The organism is Aestuariivivens sediminicola (assembly GCF_022662015.1).
In the GTDB taxonomy this organism is placed as follows: Bacteria; Bacteroidota; Bacteroidia; order Flavobacteriales; family Flavobacteriaceae; genus Aestuariivivens; species Aestuariivivens sediminicola.
On record NZ_JAKMCM010000002.1, the window covers coordinates 148414 to 167612 of the forward strand.

At 40.7% G+C, this 19199-nt stretch carries 14 protein-coding genes; 13 read left to right on the forward strand and 1 reads right to left on the reverse strand.

Annotated features, from left to right (window positions below; translation table 11 throughout):
- Window positions 1-21 precede the first annotated feature (21 nt).
- From nrfD to MR041_RS05660, 11 genes are all read left to right on the forward strand, one after another.
- The gene (nrfD, locus tag MR041_RS05610) at window positions 22-1470 is read left to right on the forward strand and encodes an NrfD/PsrC family molybdoenzyme membrane anchor subunit (RefSeq protein WP_242092621.1); all 1449 of its coding nucleotides are present in this window, start codon (window positions 22-24) and stop codon (window positions 1468-1470) included.
- 8 nt (window positions 1471-1478) lie between these two features.
- Window positions 1479-2009 (forward strand): DUF3341 domain-containing protein, encoded by a 531-nt coding sequence (locus MR041_RS05615; RefSeq protein ID WP_242092622.1) that lies wholly within the window; start codon window positions 1479-1481, stop codon window positions 2007-2009.
- An 8-nt stretch (window positions 2010-2017) separates the two neighbouring features.
- Window positions 2018-2569, forward strand: a complete 552-nt coding sequence (locus tag MR041_RS05620) for a c-type cytochrome (protein WP_242092623.1) — start codon at window positions 2018-2020, stop codon at window positions 2567-2569.
- A gap of 20 nt (window positions 2570-2589) precedes the next feature.
- Entirely contained in the window at window positions 2590-3948 is a 1359-nt protein-coding gene (locus tag MR041_RS05625) for a quinol:cytochrome C oxidoreductase (protein ID WP_242092624.1), read from the forward strand.
- A 34-nt stretch (window positions 3949-3982) separates the two neighbouring features.
- On the forward strand, window positions 3983-5056 hold the full coding sequence (locus MR041_RS05630; protein ID WP_242092625.1) for a cytochrome c oxidase subunit II: 1074 nt from the start codon (window positions 3983-3985) through the stop codon (window positions 5054-5056).
- Between the two features lie 23 nt (window positions 5057-5079).
- Window positions 5080-6870 carry a cytochrome c oxidase subunit I gene (locus tag MR041_RS05635; RefSeq protein WP_242092626.1) on the forward strand — a complete coding sequence of 597 codons (1791 nt, stop codon included), beginning with the start codon at window positions 5080-5082 and terminating at the stop codon, window positions 6868-6870.
- A gap of 154 nt (window positions 6871-7024) precedes the next feature.
- Window positions 7025-8047, forward strand: a complete 1023-nt coding sequence (ruvB, locus tag MR041_RS05640) for a Holliday junction branch migration DNA helicase RuvB (protein WP_242092627.1) — start codon at window positions 7025-7027, stop codon at window positions 8045-8047.
- Window positions 8048-8089: 42 nt separating this feature from the next.
- Window positions 8090-9022, forward strand: a complete 933-nt coding sequence (gene queG / locus MR041_RS05645; protein ID WP_242092628.1) for a tRNA epoxyqueuosine(34) reductase QueG — start codon at window positions 8090-8092, stop codon at window positions 9020-9022.
- 180 nt (window positions 9023-9202) lie between these two features.
- Complete coding sequence (locus MR041_RS05650; RefSeq protein ID WP_242092629.1) at window positions 9203-9982, forward strand: hypothetical protein; 780 nt, start codon at window positions 9203-9205, stop codon at window positions 9980-9982.
- A 147-nt stretch (window positions 9983-10129) separates the two neighbouring features.
- On the forward strand, window positions 10130-11455 hold the full coding sequence (locus MR041_RS05655) for a sugar porter family MFS transporter (protein WP_242092630.1): 1326 nt from the start codon (window positions 10130-10132) through the stop codon (window positions 11453-11455).
- Complete coding sequence (locus tag MR041_RS05660; RefSeq protein WP_242092631.1) at window positions 11445-13058, forward strand: glycoside hydrolase family 32 protein; 1614 nt, start codon at window positions 11445-11447, stop codon at window positions 13056-13058. The genes MR041_RS05655 and MR041_RS05660 overlap by 11 nt, the downstream gene beginning before the upstream one ends.
- Before the next feature lie 19 nt (window positions 13059-13077).
- Here MR041_RS05660 and MR041_RS05665 read toward each other — a convergent pair whose 3' ends face one another.
- Window positions 13078-14100 (reverse strand): LacI family DNA-binding transcriptional regulator, encoded by a 1023-nt coding sequence (locus MR041_RS05665; RefSeq protein ID WP_242092632.1) that lies wholly within the window; start codon window positions 14098-14100, stop codon window positions 13078-13080.
- A 339-nt stretch (window positions 14101-14439) separates the two neighbouring features.
- Between MR041_RS05665 and MR041_RS05670 the strand changes: the two genes are divergently transcribed.
- On the forward strand, window positions 14440-17529 hold the full coding sequence (locus MR041_RS05670) for a SusC/RagA family TonB-linked outer membrane protein (protein ID WP_242092633.1): 3090 nt from the start codon (window positions 14440-14442) through the stop codon (window positions 17527-17529).
- Window positions 17530-17540: 11 nt separating this feature from the next.
- The gene (locus tag MR041_RS05675) at window positions 17541-19094 is read left to right on the forward strand and encodes a RagB/SusD family nutrient uptake outer membrane protein (protein WP_242092634.1); all 1554 of its coding nucleotides are present in this window, start codon (window positions 17541-17543) and stop codon (window positions 19092-19094) included.
- Window positions 19095-19199: the final 105 nt, after the last annotated feature.

The window sequence follows — 19199 nt, forward strand, 5'->3', positions numbered from 1 at the left end:
TAAAGAATCAATTATATAATTATGGCGTCTCATTACGAAGCACCTATTAGAAGACCTTTAGTTGCAGGAGAAAAATCATACCACGATGTGACTGTGGATGTGGCAAAACCTGTAGAAGGAAAAGCGAATAAACATTGGTGGATAGTTTTTGGCATTTCACTGGCAGCTTTTCTTTGGGGAATTGGATGTATCATTTATACGATATCTACAGGTATTGGAACTTGGGGTTTAAATAAAACCGTCGGCTGGGCTTGGGATATAACAAACTTTGTCTGGTGGGTGGGTATTGGTCATGCAGGTACGCTTATTTCTGCCGTACTCTTGTTATTCCGTCAGAAATGGAGAATGGCGATTAACCGCTCTGCAGAGGCAATGACCATCTTCTCGGTAATACAAGCAGGTTTGTTCCCAATCATTCACATGGGTCGTCCATGGTTAGGCTATTGGGTGTTACCTATTCCAAACCAATTTGGATCGCTTTGGGTAAATTTCAATTCACCTCTCCTTTGGGACGTATTTGCCATCTCAACTTATTTATCGGTATCACTTGTATTTTGGTGGACCGGACTTTTGCCAGATTTTGCAATGATTCGCGATAGAGCTGTAAAACCTTTTCAAAAGAAAATATATTCACTCCTCAGTTTTGGGTGGTCCGGACGGGCGAAGGATTGGCAGCGATTTGAAGAGGTATCCTTAGTGCTTGCGGGATTAGCGACACCTTTGGTACTTTCGGTTCATACGATTGTATCCTTTGACTTTGCCACCTCTGTAATCCCTGGTTGGCACACCACGATCTTTCCTCCTTATTTTGTTGCTGGTGCGGTATTCTCGGGGTTTGCCATGGTAAACACCTTGTTGATCATTATGCGTAAAGTTTGCGATCTTGAAGATTACATAACCGTTCAGCATATCGAATTGATGAACATCGTTATTATGATTACAGGATCTATTGTCGGTGTGGCCTATATTACGGAATTATTCATTGCCTGGTATTCGGGTGTGGAGTATGAGCAATATGCTTTTCTAAACAGGGCAACAGGACCTTATTGGTGGGCGTATTGGGCCATGATGACCTGCAACGTGTTCTCTCCGCAGTTCATGTGGTTTAAGAAATTAAGAACCAGTATCATGTTCTCATTTATAATTTCCATTGTTGTAAATATTGGTATGTGGTTTGAGCGTTTTGTCATCATTGTGACGTCCTTGCACAGAGATTATTTACCCTCTTCCTGGACCATGTTTTCACCAACTTTTGTAGATATAGGTATTTTTATTGGAACTATAGGATTTTTCTTTTTATTGTTCCTGTTGTATTCTAGAACATTCCCTGTAATTGCTCAGGCTGAGGTAAAGACCATTTTAAAATCCTCGGGCGAACGCTATAAAAAATTGAGGGAAGCAGGTAAGAGCCTTGTGGGCGCCGGAGCAGATGAAAGAACTTCTGGAAGTAATAACCAAACAAAAAATTAAGGCAGTATATGGAAGCTTCAAAAGTAATACACGCTATTTATACGGATGACGATATCTTGATGTCTGCCGTGAAAAAGGTTAAGGCAGAGCGACACCATATTGAAGAAATATACACACCATTTCCAGTTCATGGATTGGATAAAGCTATGGGTTTGGCACCAACTCGAATTGCCATAACATCATTTATGTATGGTCTTGTGGGATTAACTGTAGCTATCGTCATGATGAATTATATTATGATTGATGACTGGCCACAAAACATTGGAGGTAAACCAAGTTTTAGTTATTTGGAGAACATGCCGGCTTTTGTACCCATTATGTTTGAATTAACGGTATTTTTTGCTGCCCACTTAATGGTTATCACCTTTTATCTGCGCAGTAAAATGTGGCCCTTTAAAAAAGCTGAAAATCCTGATCCAAGAACGACTGACGATCATTTCTTGATGGAGGTTGCGGTGCATGGAAATGAAAAAGACCTTACAGATCTGCTGAAGAAAACAGGAGCTGTAGAAATAAATTTAATTGATAAAGCGCATTAATAAGACAGATGAGAAGCTTAATTAACATATTAGCAATAACAGTCATTTTAACGGCTGTATCGTGTAAAAAAGATACTGCACCAAATTATCAGTTCATGCCCAATATGTATGAGCCGGTAGGTTATGAAACTTACGGTGAAGCTGCTTTTCGAAATGGTATTGAGGCGCAACTGCCTGCTCAGGGATCGGTGCCTCGAGGACATATGCCTTTCGAAATTGAAAATTCAACTGAGGGTTATGACCTGGCCAAGGCAACTCTATCAAACCCCTTGGATTCAACTCAAGTAGATTTGGCACGGGGAAAAGAACTTTATGATATCTATTGTGGTATTTGTCATGGAAATAAAGGCGATGGGCAAGGGAACCTGGTCAAGCGTGAAAAAATATTGGGGATTCCCAGTTATGACGACGCCGGGCGTGCTATTAATGAGGGAAGTACATACCATGTGATTTATTATGGTAAGAATGCCATGGGGAGTTACGCCAATCAGTTGAATGAAGAAGAGCGTTGGCAAGTTGTATCCTACGTCATGAAGTTGAAAGCAGATTTAGAAAAGTAAGAAGATAAGATTATTTAGATATGTACACATTTTCAAATAAATTAAAGACATTTTCTATCATTCTAATGGTTTTAGGGTTGTTAGGTGTTGGATATGGTTTTATGACATCTCATAAATCTTTTGAAGAAGTAGAACATTTGTTAGCTACCGAAGAGGCGCATCATGGTGGAGGTCATGCCGAAGAAGCTGCGCATTCTGAATCTTCGAAAGATGCCCATGCTGCTCAAGATGATCATGGCCAGGAGATTCACGCCGAAGGAAATGCACACCAGGAACATGTAGAACATGTACAGCATCAGATTGCGAACAGACCATGGGCTGCCATTTATGTGGCTGCATTCTTCTTTATGATGATTGCTTTAGGAGTTTTAGCCTTTTATGCCATACAGATTGCCTCACAGGCAGGATGGTCTCCTGTGTTGTTCCGCGTAATGGAAGCTATCACTGCTTACCTTTTACCTGGGGCTTTAATCGTCGTTATAATTGCTGTTGCTTCAGGAACAATTGGGCATTATAATTTATTCATTTGGATGGATCCTGATGTCGTAGCACACGATAAATTAATACAGGGAAAAGCGGGATGGTTAAATTTAACAGGATTTGTAATTCGAGCATTAATCTTTATTGGAGGCTGGAGTTTCTACAGATATATTTCTCGAAAATACTCAATTGCTCAGGATACGGCCGAAGATAACAGTAACTTTAAAAAGGCCTTTCGATGGTCAGCCGGATTTTTAGTGTTCTTTATTTACACCGAGTCAATGATGTCTTGGGATTGGATTATGAGCGTCGATCCACACTGGTTCTCAACATTATTTGGATGGTATGTATTTGCAAGTATGTTTGTAAGTGGGATCACGGTTATTGCTTTAATGTCGATCTACTTGAAATCCAGGGGGTATCTAGAGTTTGTTAATGAGAACCATTTACACGATGTGGCCAAGTTTATGTTTGCCATGAGTATATTCTGGACCTATTTGTGGTTCTCACAATTTATGCTGATATGGTACTCAAATATTCCGGAAGAGGTAACATATTTTGTGTCTCGTTTTAATGATTACAAGTTACCATTCCTGGGTATGGTTGTGTTAAACTTTGTGTTTCCGATATTGATGTTAATGAATGCGGATTACAAGCGTATTCCATGGTTTGTTGTATTAACCGGATTAGTGATTTTGCTCGGGCATTATATAGACATCTTTAATATGATCATGCCTGCTACTGTTGGTGATAGATGGTTTATTGGAATTCCTGAAATAAGTTCCATTTTACTTTTCGCTGGGTTGTTCATTTTTGTCGTGTTTACTGCACTAACGAAAGCACCATTGTTGGTTAAAAGATATCCTTTTAAAAAGGAAAGCGAAGAATTTCATTATTAATTAATAAAGATTTAAATAAAGAAGAGCGATAACAATGACTACTTTATTAACACTAATAGTTTTAGTTTTTATTTTAATTGCCATTTGGCAAATGGTAAAGATTTTTGATTTAGCACAAGCTAAAACAGAAACATCCACTCCCGGAGTAGCCACTGACAAGGACAATACCATGAACGGGTATTTAATGATGGGTTTCCTGGCATTCATCTACATCATCACGATTGTCTGCCTTGTTAAATACGGGGATCTACCTTTATTGTCCAACTCCGCCTCAGAGCATGGGCCTACGATTGATAACCTTATGATTGTGTCGTTGGTCATTATTTTTATCGTTCAAACAGTGACACAGTATCTGTTACATTACTTTGCTTTTAAATACAAAGGGGAGAAAGGGAAAAAAGCCTTGTTTTTTGCAGACAACAATAAATTAGAAGCTATTTGGACCATTATTCCTGTAATTGTATTAGCCGGACTTATCATTTACGGATTAAATACATGGATTAACATTATGGGTATTGATGAAAGTGAAGATCCATTGGTCATTGAACTTTATGCCCAACAATTTAACTGGAAGGCCAGATATGGTGGAGCCGATAATACCTTAGGTAAATCTAATGTGCGATTAATAGATATAGATCGCGCGAACATACTAGGATTAGATGAATCTGACCCACATGCTCAGGACGATATCATTACCACTGAGTTGCATTTACCCGTTGGACGCCCCGTATTATTTAAAATGCGTTCACAGGATGTATTGCACTCGGCCTACATGCCTCATTTTAGGGCTCAGATGAACTGTGTTCCAGGGATGATAACCCAGTTTGGGTTCACACCAACGGTTACCACAGCAGAGATGCGTCAAACTCAGGAAATAAAAGATAAAGTTGCTAATATTAATAGAATAAGAGTAGAAAACAGCAAAGATCTGATTGCCAAAGGGGAAGAACCCTTAGAGCGTTATGAGTTTGACTATTTGCTTCTTTGTAATAAGATTTGTGGAAAGTCGCATTATAATATGCAGATGAAAATAATAGTAGAAACTCAGGAGGAATACGACGCTTGGATCAAAGAGCAAAAGGAATTTAAAAACTCTCTAATTAATTAAAAAGATTAAAACGATATAAGATTATGTCAGCACACGAAGATACTCACGCTCACGACGATCATGGACATCATCATAAGGAAACTTTTGTAACTAAATATATATTTAGTCAAGACCATAAGATGATTGCCAAGCAGTATCTGATTACAGGTACCATTATGGGCGTTATTGGTGTAATTATGTCATTATTGTTTCGTATGCAGATTGCATGGCCGGAACAACCCAATGCCATTTTTGAAGCCCTTTTAGGGAAATGGGCACCCGAGGGTGTAATGGATGCAGACATCTACCTGGCCTTGGTTACCATTCATGGAACGATCATGGTGTTCTTTGTTTTAACAGCAGGTTTAAGTGGTACCTTTAGTAACCTTTTAATTCCATTGCAGATAGGTGCACGCGATATGGCATCCGGATTCCTTAATATGGTGTCGTATTGGTTGTTTTTCCTTTCCAGTGTCTTTATGGTACTCTCTTTATTTGTTGAGGCAGGTCCGGCAGCAGCAGGATGGACTATTTATCCTCCGCTCAGTGCATTACCATTGGCGCAATCTGGATCCGGAATGGGAATGACGCTGTGGTTGGTATCAATGGCCATATTTATTGCATCATCTCTATTGGGATCGCTTAACTATATTGTAACGGTAATCAACCTGCGTACCAAGGGGATGTCTATGACACGTTTACCATTAACGATCTGGGCATTTTTCATTACGGCCATCATTGGTGTGGTCTCTTTCCCGGTGTTATTGTCAGCTGCGCTTTTGTTGATTATGGATAGAAGTTTCGGAACCTCATTTTTTCTGTCCGATATCTTTATTCAGGGAGAAGTTCTGCACTACCAAGGGGGGTCTCCGGTCTTATTCGAACACTTGTTTTGGTTCCTGGGGCATCCCGAGGTTTACATTGTTATCTTACCCGCAATGGGTCTGGTTTCAGAGATAATGGCCACGAATTCACGAAAACCGATTTTTGGATATCGAGCCATGATTGCCTCGATATTGGCTATTGCATTCCTGTCGACAATTGTATGGGGACACCACATGTTCGTTTCCGGAATGAATCCGTTTTTAGGATCGGTGTTTACATTTACAACCCTGTTGATTGCTATTCCTTCAGCCGTAAAGGCCTTTAACTGGATTACGACCCTCTGGAAGGGGAATTTGCAGATGAATCCTGCAATGTTGTTCTCTATAGGTTTTGTATCAACGTTTATAACGGGTGGACTTACCGGGATTATATTAGGGGATAGTGCATTGGATATTAATGTGCATGACACCTATTTTGTCGTGGCTCACTTCCATTTGGTAATGGGTATATCGGCATTGTATGGTATGTTTGCAGGTATATACCATTGGTTTCCAAAAATGTGGGGTAGAATGCTGAACAAAAATTTGGGGTATATACACTTTTGGATAACAGCTGTTTGTGCCTACGGGGTGTTTTTCCCTATGCATTTTATTGGTATGGCTGGCTTACCACGTCGCTACTACACCAATAGTAATTTCCCCTTGTTCGATGACCTGGCAAATGTAAATGTGATTATTACGATTTTTGCATTAATTGGAGGAATCGTTCAAATAGTGTATCTCTATAATTTCTTTGGAAGTATTTTCTTTGGAAAGAAGACCGTACAGAACCCATGGAAATCTACGACCTTGGAATGGACTGCACCAATAAAACATTTCCATGGTAATTGGGAAGGTGAGATTCCACATGTACATCGCTGGTCCTATGATTATAGTAAACCCGGTCATGATACCGATTTTGTACCGCAAAATATTCCGCTTAAAGAGGGCGAAGAGGAATTGCAGCACTAAGCTTTTAGGTCTTAAAAATAGAAAATAGACATTATCATACATAAAAGATGAAGCCTTTCTAAATGGAAAGGCTTTTTCTTTATATTTGTTCTTTAAGTGCGTCATAACAATAAATTGGTTTTATGGTATTCGGAATCTTCTGAGAATCTATAATATGAACGAAAATTTAAATCCGACAAATAAAAATTTTTCTACTGAAGACATGGATGTCGAGAGAAGGTTAAGACCCTTGTCTTTCGATGATTTTACGGGCCAGGATCAAGTATTGGAAAATCTTCAAGTATTCGTAGAGGCCGCTAATTTACGTACTGAAGCCCTGGACCATACCTTATTCCATGGACCTCCTGGATTGGGGAAAACCACCTTAGCGCATATTTTGGCTAATGAATTGAATGTGGGAATTAAAGTCACCTCTGGCCCGGTATTAGACAAACCTGGCGATCTGGCAGGGCTGTTAACCAATCTGGAAGAACGTGATGTATTATTCATTGATGAAATCCACCGGTTAAGTCCTATTGTAGAGGAATATCTGTACTCGGCTATGGAGGACTATAAAATAGATATTATGATTGAAACAGGTCCGAATGCCAGGACCGTTCAAATAAATTTGAATCCTTTTACTTTAGTTGGAGCGACAACACGATCCGGTTTGCTTACCTCTCCTATGCGGGCGCGTTTCGGTATTCAAAGTCGATTGCAGTATTATAACACGGATTTGTTGACTACGATTATTCAACGGAGCGCCAACATTTTAGATGTTCCGATTTCGATGGAAGCCGCCATTGAGATTGCCGGACGAAGCCGTGGCACCCCGCGTATTGCGAATGCCCTGCTAAGACGGGTACGTGATTTTGCGCAAATTAAGGGTAATGGGAATATTGATATTGCGATATCTAAATTTGCCTTGCAGGCCCTAAATGTCGATGCTCATGGCTTGGATGAAATGGATAACAAGATTCTGTCTACCATTATTGATAAATTTAAAGGTGGACCTGTAGGTATAACCACCATTGCCACCGCCGTTAGTGAGAGCTCAGAAACCATTGAAGAGGTTTACGAACCCTTTCTGATTCAGCAGGGTTTTATCATGCGCACCCCTCGTGGAAGAGAGGTAACCGAACTGGCCTACAAACACTTGGGGAGAATTAAAGGTAACATTCAGGGCGGCTTGTTTTGACTCCTTCTGGCGTCTGGAAAATGTTCTGGAATATCATAGATTATGAATCCAAAATCCAGCTACACCCAACTCATTAAGTCTGAAGCCAAACGTCTGGGATTTTTATCATGCGGTATCAGTAAAGCGGAATTCCTCGAACAGGAAGCACCGCGATTGGAACACTGGCTCAAAAAAGGCATGCATGGGGAAATGCATTACATGGAAAACCATTTTGATAAGCGTTTAGACCCCACAAAATTAGTAGAGGGTTCAAAGTCGGTGGTGTCCTTACTACTTAATTATTATCCTTCGGAAACACAAAATACCCAGAGTTATAAACTATCAAAATATGCCTTCGGTACCGATTATCATTTCGTTATTAAGGAGAAACTCAACCATTTATTGCATTACATTCGAGAGGAAATAGGTGAGGTCGATGGCCGTGCCTTTGTGGATTCTGCGCCTGTTATGGATAAGGCATGGGCGGCGAGAAGTGGCCTGGGATGGATAGGGAAACACAGTAATTTATTGACCCGGCAAGTGGGGTCTTTTTATTTTATAGCCGAATTGATTATAGATTTAGAACTGGAATACGATACACCCGTTACCGACCATTGTGGTGCCTGTACGGCCTGCATCGATGCCTGCCCGACAGAGGCCATTATCCAGCCCTATGTGGTAGATGGCAGTAAATGCATTTCCTATCTGACCATTGAATTAAAGGACAACATACCATCTGAATTTAAAGGCAAGATGGACGATTGGATGTTTGGTTGTGATGTCTGCCAGGATGTGTGTCCGTGGAATCGCTTTTCAACACCTCATGCGGAACCTTTGTTCAGTCCACACCCGGAATTGCTTTCCATGAGTAAAGAGGATTGGGAAGAGGTAACAGAAGAAACCTTTCGTAAGGTATTTAAAAAATCTGCGGTAAAACGCACCAAATACTCGGGATTAAAGCGCAATATTGCCTATTTGAATAAAAGGGACGACTGAATGCGTTGCTTCATGTCTTAATTTGGATATTCTACAAAAAAAAAGTTGTATCTTTAAAATTCGTGTCCACTGCCTTACACAAATCTATGGTTCTTCCTAAACATGTTTGTTGGCGATAATCTACTATACTTTTTTACGGTTGTTAGGTAATCAAATTACACTAACTAAAAATTTAATTTTATGAAAAAATTAATCATTATTGCATTCGCGGTATTGTTGGCTATGCCACTCATAGCGCAGGAGAATTTGTATGTCGTTATGGAGTTGATGAAGGTCGATAACGAACAGGAAATGGACTACTGGGAGACCGAACAATTCTGGAAGAAAATCCACCAGGAAAGGCTTAAGGCGGGCGAAATTATTGGTTGGGATTTATGGCAACTTTTACCAGGCGGTGAAGATCAGGGTTATCAATATGCCACCGTGAATTTGTATAATAGTGCAGAAAAAATGTTTGATGCCGGAGGTGATTTTATGAAGCATGTTAAGGCAGCCTATCCGGACATGTCCGAAGATGATGTCTACAAAAAATTCAATGCCACGGCAAAAGCAAGGGATTTGGCCGTACGGATTTTTATGGAGCGTATAGACCAGACGGAAGGTGATGTTAGTATGGATGTAGGGACCATAGCCTACATCGATTTTATGAAAGTAGATATGGGAGGGTATTCCGCTTATGAAAAAGCAGAAACGGAGGTCTTCAAACCATGGCATCAAGAAATGGTCAATGACGGATCAAAGGGTTATTGGGGCCTGTTCCGGTTTATGGTTCCTTATGGAAGTGATACCTATGCGTCACATATCACAGTTAATATGTTCGAAAATTTGCAAAAGGCGCTCAATCAGGAAGGCCCTGGCGGGGATTTAACCGATGCGCAGCAAAAGGCAGTTGAAGACGGACTTAAAACACGTGATATGAAATTTACCTATATGGCACGGTTGATTGATATAGTGCGATAATCTAAGGCATATTAAATAAAAAAAGGCACTTTATGAAGTGCCTTTTTTTTTCTAACACTTAATTTTGATTACCACGAAGGGATAATCGAAATTTATGTTTTAAATGAATACCTTTAATAATTAAAACTCACCCACTAACTTTAAGCAATGAACTCTAAAATATTCTTTTGGTCCATTACGGCCGCTCTCGCTGGATTTCTGTTTGGTTTCGATACCGTTGTTATTTCGGGGGCGGATAAAAAACTGCAACTGTTGTGGAACTCCTCGGACGCCTTTCATGGTTCGGTGGTTATGGCCATGGCATTATGGGGCACTGTTGTGGGGGCCATTCTTGGTGCCATTCCAACGGACCGATTAGGCAGGAAACAAACCTTAATTTGGATTGGACTATTTTATTTGATATCAGCACTGGGGTCTGCACTTGCAAATGATCCTTACACCTTTGCTGTGTTTCGTTTTTTAGGGGGTCTTGGTGTGGGGGCATCCACGATAGCAGCGCCCGCATATGTTTCGGAAATTGCACCTGCCAAAGATAGAGGTAGGCTTGTCGCGCTCTATCAATTCAATATTGTTTTAGGAATTTTGATTGCGTTTCTATCGAATTATCTGCTGAATGATATTGGCGAGAATGCCTGGAGGTGGATGCTTGGAGTAGAAGCCTTCCCGGCGCTTATTTACACCTTAATGCTGTTTACGGTGCCCAAAAGTCCGCGCTGGCTGGTGTCGAAGGGAAGGATTGAAGAGGCTAAAACCATAGTTCATAGTATTGCCCCGGATGAAGATTCAGATGACATAATAACAAGACTGAAATTGGACAATGCAAGTCACGCTGTAAAAGAGCATATTTTTATGAAACGCTATCGCTTTCCACTCATGCTCGCCTTTTTAATGGCCTTCTTCAATCAATTTTCAGGAATAAATGCATTTTTATATTATGCGCCCCGGATTTTCGAGGAAGCGGGACTGGGTGAAAGTACGGCATTGTTAAGTAGTATTGGTATAGGTGTTACTAATTTGGTCTTTACACTTTTAGGGGTGTTTTTAATTGATCGATATGGCAGAAAGGTTTTAATGTATATGGGTTCAATTGGGTATATCATATCTTTATCGCTGGTATCTATGGCTTTCTTTTTAAATTGGGAGGGTCTGGCCGTACCCATTTTTCTGTTTATTTTTATCGCCTCTCATGCTGTGGGCCAGGGGGCTGTCATTTGGGTCTTTATTTCTGAAATTTTCCCGAACCATTTAAGAGCAAATGGACAAGCCTTTGGTTCATCGACACATTGGATCTTGGCCGCAATAATTCCATCAACCATACCTGTTCTATTCGCCACCATTGGTGCAGGGGTTGTATTTTTAGTGTTCGCCATCATGATGGTATTCCAGTTGTTGTTTGTCATATTTTTAATGCCGGAAACCAAGGGGGTTTCATTGGAACATCTGAGCAGTAAATTAGCACACCATGACAATTAAAGGCTATACACAGTGCATTTTAGCTTTAATACTTGTCTTTTTATTATCTGGTAATTGTAAAAAAGGCGAAAAGACGATTGATGCCATAAAGATTGAAGCTCAAGATGTTAACCTTGAGGAAGAACGTTATCGCCCTAATTTCCATTTCACGCCCAGGGCCAACTGGATGAACGACCCTAACGGCATGTTTTATTTAAACGGGATCTACCATTTGTATTTTCAATATTACCCAAATGGGAATGTGTGGGGCCCGATGCATTGGGGTCATGCCACTTCAAAAGATCTCTTTCATTGGTCGGAACAACCTATTGCTTTATATCCGGATGAATTGGGATTTATTTTTTCCGGAAGTGCGGTAGTTGATAACAACAATAGTTCTGGCTTAGGAAAAGACGGCATCGCCCCTGTAGTTGCTTTTTTTACCTATCATGATATGAATGGCGAAAAGGAAGGTAGGATGGATTATCAATCCCAGGCTATGGCCTTTTCCTTAGATGAAGGAATGACCTGGACCAAATATGAAGAGAACCCGGTGATTCCCAACCCGGGGATTAAAGACTATAGAGATCCGAAAGTCATATGGGATGAAAACAATGACAAATGGATCATGTCTTTGGCTGCAGGTAATAAGATCATGTTTTACAGTTCAAAAAATTTAATGGATTGGAATTTTGAATCGGAGTTCGGCGAAGGTGTTGGTGCCCAGGGAGGTGTATGGGAATGTCCTGATTTATTCCCATTACAGGTAAATAATAGTGGTGAACCTAAGTGGGTGTTACTGGTAAGTATTAATCCCGGTGGCCCCAATGGAGGTAGTGCCACCCAGTATTTCATTGGAGATTTCGATGGGCAGGATTTTGTTCCTGATGAAGATTTTTTAATTCAATTGGAAAAAGAAAAAGCGGTTTGGTTAGATTATGGCAGAGATAATTACGCCGGGGTAACGTGGTCCAATATACCTGAATCCGACGGGCGAAAAATAGGTATTGGATGGATGTCCAACTGGGATTATGCAAGAGATGTCCCGACATATACCTGGCGCAGTGCTATGACCATTCCCAGAGAACTTCGATTACATAAAGAAGAGGGCAAATACTGTGTTCGAAGTAGGCCGGTAAAAGAATTTTATGATTTTGTAGAAAAAGAGGTTGAATGGAGATCTATTGGATTGAATGAATTCAATGCCGTATTTGATAAGAATCTGAATTTGAATTCAACGCATTTGGAGTTGGCTCTAAAGGACTTAAAAGCCTATACATACGACTTGTCCTTTTACAATCAACAGGGAGATTCGCTTACTATAGGTCTGGACAATACTCAAAATCAGTTTTATATAGACAAGACGGCCTCCGGTAAAGTGGATTTTTCGGAAAAATTTGCTCCGGCCAAATCTGTTTATAAATTGAATAAATCAGTGGATGACATAAGGATTCAGATCGTGCTGGATAAAACTTCAGTCGAGGTCTTCGTTAATGATGGTGCTATTGTGTTCACTGAATTATTTTTTCCGAATGCCCTTTTGGATCGGTGTTCATTAATTTCTGACCATACCTCTTTTAATATGGCGTATGTAAAATTACAGGAATTAAAATTTCAAAATTAACCCGGACTTCAAAAAGGATTTAACACGAATCCCGTATAACGAGTTCGGTGTCAATTATAACTTTTTTATGGGTAATGGGTTCCCCCTTTTGCCTGCATGAAATCTCTTCAAATAAAATCTCTGTAGCTGTTTTGCCAATATTCAAAGCATTCTGATCAACAGATGATAAAGATGGTGTAATGACGGAAGCCATAAACCAATTACTAAATCCGAATAAGGCAATCCTGTCAGGAATTTTAATGCCTTTTTCATTAAAATAATTAATGGCACCAATGGCAAGCATGTCATTCACGGTAAATATGGCATCCACTTCTTCACCATGGTCGTCAATTAATTGTTTAGCGCTGGAATAACCATCCGTAAAATCTGAATTATTATTGCATAAATAAACCAGTTTAGGATCGTAAGGAATGCCATGGTCCTCTAAAGCCTTCTTATATCCCAGAAACCGGTCAATGGAATTTTGAGGATTTAAGTCACCTCTAAAATGGGCAATCCGCCTGCGACCTTTTTTTATAAGGTAAGTAACAGCCTCATAGGCCGCTTTCCTGTCATCAATTAATACCTTGGAGCAGTTGACTAACTTCGAGATTTTATCGAACAGAACGAGCGGAATGTTGTAGTCAATGACCTTTTGCAAATGCTTAAAATCACGTGTTTTGTTTGACAATGAGATGAGGATACCGTCAACACCTTTATTAAGAAGGAGATCTACTTGTCTTTTTTCCAGCTCGTAGGTTTCATTCGATTGCATGGTAATGACCATATAATCTCTCTTTTCAGCCTCTTTCATAATGGCATCCAGAACTGTGGAAAAGAAATAATGGACCATGGTAGGGATAATTACACCTATTATTTTGGATTCCTGTTTACGCAGTCCAACGGCGAATGCATTGGGGACATAATTTAGTTCCTCTGCAAGCTCCCTGACTTTTCTTTTTGTTTTTTCACTGACATCGGGATAATTTTTTAACGCCTTTGAAGCTGTCGTGATCGAGATGCCCAGTTGCCTGGCAATATCCTTTAGAGTTACAGGTTTCATTCCGGAGTCCTTTGATGAAGTAAGTTAAAAATTTATATTCAAACCCTATTCTAAATGGGTTGTTTTTTTTAACATTTCTTGTAAATAATTTTATCATTTTTTGTTGCCTAAACAAAATTTTTGCTATGTTGATAAAAAATTAGTAATTTGACTGCAGAATCGTGAGATAATAAAGTCAAGATTTAGGATATACTAAAAATCGAAAACGTTTTCGATAATTTTTAGAGATGTTTTATTGAAATTTTATTCTTCTTCGCGCTTTTAATTAACATCTTTGTTTCAGTCGGTTTGTAATTACTCTACAAAAGACTAACTAAACTTAAACTAAATAACTTAAACATGAGAAAAAAATTACTTAAAAAAGTAATGGTGTTACTCTTATTTTTAGGAGGTAGCATTATGTATGCTCAAACAACAGTTACAGGTGTTGTTTCAGATGCGACCGGGCCCTTACCCGGAGTGAACGTTTTTGTAAAAGGAACAACCATTGGAGCCCAAACTGATTTTGATGGTATATACACCCTCGAAAACGTGCCGGCAGGTTCGGTTATTGTCTACAGCTTTCTTGGGTATAGTACTCAGGAGATTACCGTGGGCAGTCAGACTACCATTAACGTCACCCTTCAGGAAGACACGGCCGAATTGGATGAAATCGTGATCATTGGATATGGTCAGACAACTGTAAAGGATGCGACCGGTGCTGTTGCTTCTGTAAAAGCTGAAGATTTTAATCAGGGGGTTATTGCTTCACCAGAACAATTAATTCAAGGTAAAACAGCGGGTATTCAAATTGCACAGACCAGTGGGGAACCGGGAGCAGGTATTAACATACGTATCCGTGGAACGGCGTCTATCCGTTCTAACAACAATCCTTTATTTGTGGTTGATGGTGTGCCCTTAGGTGGTAATTCAACCTCTGCCGGACAGCAGGATTTAGGATTTGGCGACAGGGGCGCTGGGAACCCACTTAACTTTATCAACCCGAACGATATAGAAAGCATCAGTGTTCTAAAAGATGCCTCTTCTACGGCAATATACGGATCTCGAGGCGCTAATGGTGTGGTCATCATTACGACCAAATCCGGAAAAGGTGCATTTGGAGAATCTGTAGAGTATAACTCAAATGTGAGTATTTCCTCTATCAGGGATGATTATAATTTATTGAACAGAGATCGATTCTTAACCGCGGTAGCGCAATTCGGTGGAGATGCTGAAGCGGCAGATGCCGGATTCAATACGAATTGGCAGGATTATATTTTTAGAGATGCGATTACAATCAATCAGAATTTTGCCTATAGTAACAATTATGAGTCAGGTAATATACGGGCAACTGTAAGTTATGGAGATCAAAAAGGGGTAGTAAAAGGTTCTGGTTTAGAACGTTTTACGGTTCGATTGAATGCCCAACACCGGTTGTTCGAGGACAAGTTAAAGTTAGGAATTCAGACCACCTATTCCTATGAAAACAACAGAGGACCTGGTTTGAGTTCGAGTGCGGGCTATCGTGGTGATCTTATAGGTTCGGCCTATTCGGCCAACCCGACCTGGCCAACGGATCCGGATTATTTTGATCCGGGAGGATTGGCCTCTCCCGCAGCCTTTGCAACCTATGTGAAAAACAGAACCTATGTTAACCGTGTCCTGCTCAACGGATATGCCGAATACGATGTCACACCCGAATTGAAAGCCAAAGTGAATGTCGGATATGATGAGTCGAATTCAGACAGGAATATTGCAGCAAGTCCATTGGCGAGAAATTTAGCTGATGATATTTTTGGGGCAGGAAGGGCGTATCTAGGTGTTGTGAATAATACAAATCATTTATTGGAGATGACCTTAAATTACAATAAAGAATTCGGGAACTCCAAGTTAGATGTGTTGGTCGGCTACTCCTTCCAGGATTTTAAAAACAGTGGGAAAAATGTTTTAGCGCGTGGTTTTGATGTCACGGCAATTCCGGATATGTACAGAACGGTTAATCGGGCATCCGAAATAGTGGAGGCCAGTATATCAGGAAGCTACCAACAATATGGTATTGCGCCGAACGGCAATTTTGTCAACCGCTTATTCCCAACCCCCTCAAGTGAGACCATTGCTACGCCAAGAGGTCTCGGCGTGAGCAGTATTTATGGTGATTTCTTCAATACGACTGATGAAATACAGTCTCAATTCGCCAGAGTGAATTATACGCTTGCTGATAAATACCTGTTCACAGCCACAATAAGACGTGATGGTTCCTCTCGTTTCTCAGAAGATAACAGACATGGTTACTTTCCTTCCGGGGCCATTGCCTGGAAGATCAATGAAGAGGATTTTATGGGTGATTCCTTTTCAACCTTAAAGCTCCGCTTGCAAGCGGGGATTACAGGTAACCAGGATGGTTTGGATTATGGAAGTTATATTCGTAGAGAGCGTTATGCAGCCCCAGAAATTGAGCGTGGTGGTAATATTAACCAGCCGGGATTAGAGAGCGTGACCTATGCGAACCCGGATTTGAAATGGGAAGAAACGGTATCCTATGGAGTAGGAATCGATTTCGGATTTGCCAATGACCGCTTAAGCGGTAGTATCGATGTGTACAGAAAGGAAACCAATGACTTACTCTTATCGGTTACGGCGGCACAACCCTCCCCACAGCCCTTCTTCTTCCAGAATTTAGATGCTACGGTATTGAATCAGGGTATTGAATTTGCCATTAGTTATGGCATTGTGGAACAGGAGGATTTTACCTGGGATGCCAGCTTTAATATGTCCTACAATGAGAATGAATTGCAGAATTTTGCGGGTCAGATTCAGGCTGGAACCATATATGGTCAAGGTCTGTCGAATGCATATGCACAGATTTTGGCAGGTGGTCATCCATTGTTCTCATATTTCCTTAGGGAATTTGAAGGGTTCGATGCCAATGGCCAACCGATTGGTGATGTTCAGACCTTTGTAGGGAAATCGGCCTTACCGGATTTTGTAGGTGGTTTTTCTACCAATATCAGGTATAAGAACTGGGATTTCTCGGCCTATTTAGCGGGACAGTACGGTGCCTACATCTATAATAATACAAGAAACGCCTTTTTTGTTGCAGGGGCCATTGCAGGTCAGCGTAATGTAACGGAGGACGTGTTGACTTCCGGTGAAGCAGGCAATGCTGAGGCGGCGGTGTCGACCCGGTTTTTGGAAAATGGCGATTTTTTGAGATTACAGAATATGTCTATTGGATATAATTTTGATTTGAAGGAGACCTCGAAGCTCAAAACCTTACGTGTATCATTAACGGGTCAGAATTTATTTGTAATAACGCCTTACAGTGGTCCGGATCCTGAGGTGAGTACACAGGGAGCAGAGCCTTTGAATGAATTACCGACCTCCGGTATAGATTATGTGTCTTATCCCAACCCAAGAACCTTCACATTTGGATTATTTGCTAAATTTTAAAAAAAAGAAAAATGAAAAATATATTTTTAAAAAGTAATCGTTTGCTCGCCGTAGTTATGGTGTTAGCATTGATATGGTCGTGTACGAACCTGGATTTAATTGTTGAGGACTCCATTGTATCCGAAGATACTGGAGGAGGTGGATTTTCGGGTGTTGAGAATCCGGATGCTAGTTTAGGAAACATTTATGATAGATTCAATAGTATTTATGGAACTCAGGAAAACATTTATGCATTAGCTGAGGTGAGTTCTGATGAATATCTGGTCCCCACGAGAGGAACAGACTGGGGTGACAACGGCATCTGGAGACAACTTCATTTACACAGCTGGGATCCGGGACATAAGTTTGTATTGGATACTTGGAATGATTTCAATCAGATGGCCTATAATTGCAATGAGATCATAGATTCCAGAAGTAATGCCTCTGCCCAACAGGTGGCGGCAGCAAAGTTTTTGAGGGCTTATGCCATGTGGGTCATATTGGATAACTTTGGAAAAGTGCCATTCAGGGGTGTCGATGAAGGCCCTTCTGTTAATCCAACAGTGCTATCAAATACCGAAGCTTTAAATCACATTCTAACCGATTTGGATGAAGCCATTCCGGATTTACCTTCGGTAGGCCCTAATGGTGCCACGAACAAAGCAAGCAAGGCAGCAGCGTATTTCCTTAAGGCCAGAGTCATGTTGAATGCAGGTATTTACAGGGGAGGAACAGCTCCCGAGTCTTCTGATATGGCGGGAGTTATTGCTGCAGTGGATGCCATTGGCGCAGAAGGATTCCAGTTGCATGACGGCTATTTTGAGATGTTTGACGGAACAGCCAACAGTGAACGTATTTTTTACTGTAATGCCGGGGTAGAGAGTAAAATGTGGAAAGGCTTGCATTACAGCCAGGCGCACTCTGGGAATGCCGGAGGGGGATGGAACGGATTTACAACTTTAGCTGCATTCTATGATTCGTTTGAAGGAAATCCGAATTCGAATTACATGAATGATGACCAGGAAGAGCGCAGAGGTTGGGTGCCTGATGCCACTACTGCCAATGCAACTAACGAAGGTTTTGGAGTTGGATTCCTTATAGGACAACAATATAGCGCTACAGGGACGCCTCTTGTTGCAAGAAAAAATGCCCCACTGGTGTTTACAAGAGAATTACCGGGTCTTGTGGGTAATAGTGATGTTACTGGAATTCGTGTCTTGAAATATTCACCTGCATCGGGTGGTTCATTTTATAGTGGGTTAATTCTTTTCAGATATGCAGATGCCTATTTGATGAAGGCAGAGGCCATGATGCGCAGTGGTGGTGACGCAACGCAAATGGTGAATGATTTGAGAGCACTCCGAGATGCACAACCTCTAAGCAGTGTTTCTGAAAGCGACATGCTGGCAGAACGAGGGCGAGAACTCTATGATGAACATGTCAGGAGAATGGATCTTATTCGATTTAATAAGTTTGCCGATACCTGGGAATTTAAGGATAGCACCGATGATACGAAGAGGCTATTCCCGATCCCAACGAACGCCATATTGTCTAACCCGAATTTAGAACAAAACCCAGGGTATTAATTAGATAAGTTTAGTTTAGTTTTGAGTGTAACAAAGAGGGTTCTATCAGTCCCTCTTTGTTTATTTTAAATTGATATCTTTTTAACGATCAACACATAAAAGGAC

Coding starts and splice junctions, on each gene's coding strand:
- MR041_RS05670 (WP_242092633.1), top strand. CDS start 14,440: ATGAGAAAAAAATTACTTAAAAAAGTAATGGTGTTACTCTTATTTTTA.
- MR041_RS05665 (WP_242092632.1), bottom strand. CDS start 14,100: ATGAAACCTGTAACTCTAAAGGATATTGCCAGGCAACTGGGCATCTCG.
- queG (WP_242092628.1), top strand. CDS start 8,090: ATGAATCCAAAATCCAGCTACACCCAACTCATTAAGTCTGAAGCCAAA.
- MR041_RS05630 (WP_242092625.1), top strand. CDS start 3,983: ATGACTACTTTATTAACACTAATAGTTTTAGTTTTTATTTTAATTGCC.
- MR041_RS05655 (WP_242092630.1), top strand. CDS start 10,130: ATGAACTCTAAAATATTCTTTTGGTCCATTACGGCCGCTCTCGCTGGA.
- MR041_RS05620 (WP_242092623.1), top strand. CDS start 2,018: ATGAGAAGCTTAATTAACATATTAGCAATAACAGTCATTTTAACGGCT.
- ruvB (WP_242092627.1), top strand. CDS start 7,025: ATGAACGAAAATTTAAATCCGACAAATAAAAATTTTTCTACTGAAGAC.
- MR041_RS05660 (WP_242092631.1), top strand. CDS start 11,445: ATGACAATTAAAGGCTATACACAGTGCATTTTAGCTTTAATACTTGTC.
- MR041_RS05615 (WP_242092622.1), top strand. CDS start 1,479: ATGGAAGCTTCAAAAGTAATACACGCTATTTATACGGATGACGATATC.
- MR041_RS05675 (WP_242092634.1), top strand. CDS start 17,541: ATGAAAAATATATTTTTAAAAAGTAATCGTTTGCTCGCCGTAGTTATG.
- MR041_RS05635 (WP_242092626.1), top strand. CDS start 5,080: ATGTCAGCACACGAAGATACTCACGCTCACGACGATCATGGACATCAT.
- nrfD (WP_242092621.1), top strand. CDS start 22: ATGGCGTCTCATTACGAAGCACCTATTAGAAGACCTTTAGTTGCAGGA.
- MR041_RS05650 (WP_242092629.1), top strand. CDS start 9,203: ATGAAAAAATTAATCATTATTGCATTCGCGGTATTGTTGGCTATGCCA.
- MR041_RS05625 (WP_242092624.1), top strand. CDS start 2,590: ATGTACACATTTTCAAATAAATTAAAGACATTTTCTATCATTCTAATG.